Source organism: Thioclava sp. UBA3469 (assembly GCF_002378135.1).
In the GTDB taxonomy this organism is placed as follows: Bacteria; Pseudomonadota; Alphaproteobacteria; order Rhodobacterales; family Rhodobacteraceae; genus Thioclava; species Thioclava sediminum.
This window is the reverse complement of sequence record NZ_DFRG01000160.1, coordinates 951-1697: the sequence shown is the minus strand read 5'-3', so window position 1 is coordinate 1697 and position 747 is coordinate 951. Positions and strand designations below refer to the sequence as shown.

Genomic DNA, 747 nt, shown 5'->3' with positions numbered 1-747 from the left:
GGCTTCGCGCTGTTCTATCTGCGCTCGGTCGCGGCCAAGGTGCCCTATATCGACAAGGTTACCGGCAAGAAGATGGAGCCGGTGAAGACCTCGCAGATCTACTGGGGCGCTATCCCCTTCGTGTTCATCCAGGTTGCGATGATTGCCATCGTGATCGCCTTCCCGGCCATGGTGATGCACTACAAGGGGCCGCAGGTGGATCTGAAGGATGTCGAGATCAAGCTGCCGCAGATGCCGGGCATGGGCGATGGGGGCGGCCTCGGTGGCCTGCCGTCGCTGGCGCCTCTGGGTGGCTCGACCTCTGGCGGGTCGAGCTCGGGAAGCGCGGCTCCGGGCGGGCTGCCTCCGCTTCCCACACCGGGCAGCAACTGATCGACCGGAAAATGAAAGATCGGGGCGGCCTTCAGGGGCCGCCCCTTTTTTATAGAGAGAGAGTGGAGGGCGAGGGATGCGGTATCCTCTTTTCGTGATCGTCGGGGTTTCGTTGCTTGCGCTGGCGGGCTGCGGCGAGACCAAGGAACAGCGCGCGGCGACGGGCGGCGTGGCCGGTCTCGTGGTGGCGGGACCTGTCGGAGCTGTCGTCGGGGCCGGGCTGGGCGTCGTGACCCGCAAGAATTGACGGCCAGCTAATCGCGGTACTTGGGAACCGCGGCGGGCGTTTCGGCGTCTTGTCCTTGAGGAAGCCGCGCATTGTGGCTGCTATCGAAAGGACGAGAAGATGCGAATTGCGACGATCTTGATGGCGGG

Annotated in this window: 1 protein-coding gene and 1 pseudogene; both read left to right on the top strand. The window is 64.4% G+C overall.

Going from position 1 to position 747, the window contains the following annotated elements; all coding sequences use genetic code 11:
• Positions 1–372: pseudogene (locus B3D39_RS12255) on the top strand (TRAP transporter large permease subunit); the annotation flags it as partial.
• A 76-nt stretch (positions 373–448) separates the two neighbouring features.
• Positions 449–619 (top strand): hypothetical protein, encoded by a 171-nt coding sequence (locus B3D39_RS12250; RefSeq protein ID WP_098411498.1) that lies wholly within the window; start codon positions 449–451, stop codon positions 617–619.
• The last annotated feature ends 128 nt before the right edge of the window (positions 620–747 follow it).

What these genes read in the sequence shown, in the direction of transcription:
- B3D39_RS12250 (WP_098411498.1), top strand. Translation starts at nt 449, where the DNA reads ATGCGGTATCCTCTTTTCGTGATCGTCGGGGTTTCGTTGCTTGCGCTG.